The 3,466-nt window shown below is 37.5% G+C and carries 3 protein-coding genes; all 3 read right to left on the bottom strand.

What is annotated here, in order from left to right; translation table 11 throughout:
- Positions 1-21 precede the first annotated feature (21 nt).
- Complete coding sequence (locus CSW08_RS00125) at positions 22-627, bottom strand: class I SAM-dependent methyltransferase (RefSeq protein WP_106657883.1); 606 nt, start codon at positions 625-627, stop codon at positions 22-24.
- 259 nt (positions 628-886) lie between these two features.
- Complete coding sequence (locus CSW08_RS00120) at positions 887-1,939, bottom strand: mechanosensitive ion channel family protein (protein WP_203226820.1); 1,053 nt, start codon at positions 1,937-1,939, stop codon at positions 887-889.
- A gap of 82 nt (positions 1,940-2,021) precedes the next feature.
- The gene (locus CSW08_RS00115; RefSeq protein WP_106657881.1) at positions 2,022-3,089 is read right to left on the bottom strand and encodes an AI-2E family transporter; all 1,068 of its coding nucleotides are present in this window, start codon (positions 3,087-3,089) and stop codon (positions 2,022-2,024) included.
- Between the last annotated feature and the right edge of the window lie 377 nt (positions 3,090-3,466).

Here is a 3,466-nt window from a genome sequence, read left to right as displayed (position 1 = left end):
AGTTAATTATGTAGTTCAAATTCATTTGCGACAAAGTCGATACCATTGTTCATTTGCTTTCAAAATTTTATAGATTGCCTCTGGCTTATCAGCAGCAGGTTCCACATGAGTTATCGCCCAATTGGGAAAGCACATTTCAATTTCTTTACGACTTGCTCCGCTCGGCAAAAAGGCTCGCCATTTAGGGTCCCATACAAGTAAAAGTATTATCGCATCTTGAGCAGCAATATTATTTATTGCCTTTCCCATTGCAATTCGTTGTGAACTACTCAATCCATGGAAAGTTCCGGTGTCTAAAAGTAATTTATAGCCGTTTCCAATTTTGTGAAGTTCGGTTACATCATCCTTAACAAGTTTGACATTCACACTTTCATTTTTTATACGCTCTTCAGCTCGTTGCAGTGCTTTATCAACTATGTCAATACCTGTAACATCCCACCCTCGTTGTGCCAAACGGATTGCCCATATACCGCTACCGCAACCAATATCGAGTGCTTTACCATAAGGAGCAGTTTTGCCACTTTCTTCTCGCTCGAAGATCTTTGTGATTTTCTCGACAAATGGATTGTGGCGTTCGGCATCCTCCCAGGGGTGAAAGCCAATTGAATATGCAAACTTGTAATTCATGGTATTTTATTTTAGTTAATACAAAATTATTGAAATGCTGTCTGTTTTTTAATTGGGCATAACCAGATGATATGAAATATATCAGAAGTTAAACGAAGTTCGACTTTTTTCCTGACAAAGTTAAGTTTATCAAACCCGCTTACCCAATCACGCCCTAAATTCACGAAAATTTTGTGGTGCAAGACCATGTACCAAAGGGAATTCAGAATATATATGTTTATGTTGAGTGCTTTTAAAAAGGTTTCGTTTGTCTAGGTCATCACTGTATATTTGCATTAGGAAACATGACCTTTTCCGGATGTTTCTTTAGTTCCTCCATCACAACTTCAAAGAGTTTCTTCTTAACCCTCCCTGAATTTTTTGGCTCAACCAAGTATCGCACCATCACTTCTACCCAAGTATTGTTATGAGCTCTTAAAATAACGGAAGGATATTCATTTACGTCCAGCTCATCTACAGGAGTGTCCTTCAAAATGATTTTAAAGCGCTTTACCCGTCTCACCATGGCTTCACCAATTTCCGTTTCAACAATACGTTTTACGGTATCGCTGACAAATTTGAAATCGCTTTCATAAGATACGAACAAACTCATTTCGTTCCAGATGAATGGGAATAGTGGCCATGAGTAATTATATATATATTCACTGAATACTTTTGAGTTAGCAAATCTTATAATGCGTCCACTAGGGTGGTCGCCTGATAGATAATCGCCATTGAACTCCCATAGTGTTGTATCAATATAGCTTACATTGATTATATCGCCATACACATTGCCTATTCGTATGCGGTCACCCACTTCGTAAGGCTTACGGATGAGAATGTACAGCCAGCCAAAAAAACTGGTGATAGGATTTTGTAAAGCAAAACCAAGTATGAGTGATACGATGCCAAATGAAACCATAGCGGCATACCAATTTGCAAACAGCAGCGAAAGGATAATGCCGAGTATGAGCAGGCTCGCAAACAAATTGGCAATACGGTCGAAGTTAAACACCGTGGTTTTATCTTCAATTTTGCGGTTAATTATTTTTTTCAAAAGCTTTGTTGCCGACAATACTAAAGAAATCAACATAGCAGCCATTACAATTTTTTGCGCCAGCGGAATATAGATGCTGGAAATCGGTAAACGTTCCCATCCTAAAAGAAAATAAATGGCACCAAAGATTAAGAATAGGATGGCGGTTATTCCCAACCAGGGAGCCTCTTTCTTTAAAACAACAGCGCTTTCCTTTTGTACAGAAGTTGAGTTTTCACTCAAGGCCCTTTGTACTTTTTTATCCTTTTTTATGTCTTCCAATTCTTTTTCTTCCATAGGACCTGAAGTTTCCATATATGATTTTAAATTTAGTGGATGTATTCTTAATCCATTATTTTACTATTTAACACGGTCGTTTTCACTCCTTAGCAGGTGATGGTTCCGGATCTTTATTTCTGTTTTTGATGTACAGCTCTTGCACCAACACAATAATTATCAGCATGACAGGAGTAGCCAAAACCAATCCCCATGCACCGGTTAAAGCCCCCATAAATAACTGTGCTATCAAAATAAGAGCAGGTGGCATGTTTATCAATTTTTTTTGAATAACCGTGGTGATAAAATTACTCTCTATAAACTGTATCAAGATGTAGAGACCTGCTACTAGAAGTGCCGTTTGAGGGCTTTGCATAAGAGCTACTAACACAGCAGGTATTAAAGCCAGCAAGGGCCCAAAATTTGGAATGAAACTAATAAGCCCGGCCAACAGGGCTAACACAAGCCAAAGCGGCATTCCTATAATAGCCAAGCCAATGGCTGTTAGTATGAAAACAACCAACATGGAAAACAATTTTCCTTTCAACCATTTGCGGAGTTGCTCCCCTAATGTATCTAATACTTGTTGTGCTTTTTGCTGCCCTTGCAGTGGTATGATTTGCACAAAGCCTTTGGTATAGGTTTGAGGAGAGATGGTAAAAAATATGCCTATAAATAATACCACATATACATCGCCCAATACACCAAACGTTGATTGAAAAAATCCCGGTAAAAATAACTGGGCTTTGTCTATTGATTTTTCGGAAAATATTTGATCATAAATTTTTTGGCCCATACTGCTTTCGTTCACCCAAGCTTTTGCTTTGTCAATGGTTTTGGGAAGCGTATCCATTAATTCTATGATCTGTACCTGTACTTTTGCACCAATCAGCCAGAATAAGGCGGCGACAATCAGCAGTGTGCTGATAATGGAAATAGCAACACAAATACCTTCTTTCCATTTTGTTTTACGTTGAATTATGGAACTTAAGGCTCTAAAAAAAACAGCAATGAGGCTGCCTGCCAATATCAATAAAAGAACATTGAAAGTGGCATTGATAAGCAGTAACATTATTATCAGGAAGGCAAAAATGGCAGCGGTTGTCCATACCTTTTTTTGAAAGCTAAAATTGCTTGATGAAGTAGTAGGAGGGTCCTTTTGTTTCTGCATGGTGAAATTATTTAGTGGTCAAAGATAGTTTTCGCTATTTGACCGTTAGGAGTTTAGAAGCCAAATAGCTTCTAACTCGGAAAATGTTGGTTGGGAGGTTGATTTAACTATATATGAAATCGTTTTTAATGATTCATATAGTCCCGATAGCTATCGGGATTAACGAAGTTATCCTTTTTTTCCGACACAGTCAAATAAAAAATCCTGATAGTTTCTATCAGGATTTAAATATATTGACTAGTCCTAAAAAATCGATACAGGTTATTAGACAAAAATAGATTAATTAAACAGCATCAAAAACGTTTTTGATGCTGTATTTAGTTTTATAGGTTTTCATTTTAAGTTTGTTTTGCTGGTGCATTAGATTTGGAGTCAGC

It is taken from the genome of Confluentibacter flavum, from assembly GCF_002843175.1.
Classification (GTDB): Bacteria; Bacteroidota; Bacteroidia; order Flavobacteriales; family Flavobacteriaceae; genus Confluentibacter; species Confluentibacter flavum.
Note: the sequence above shows the minus strand (reverse complement) of the source record. Positions and strands in the feature narration are given on the sequence as shown.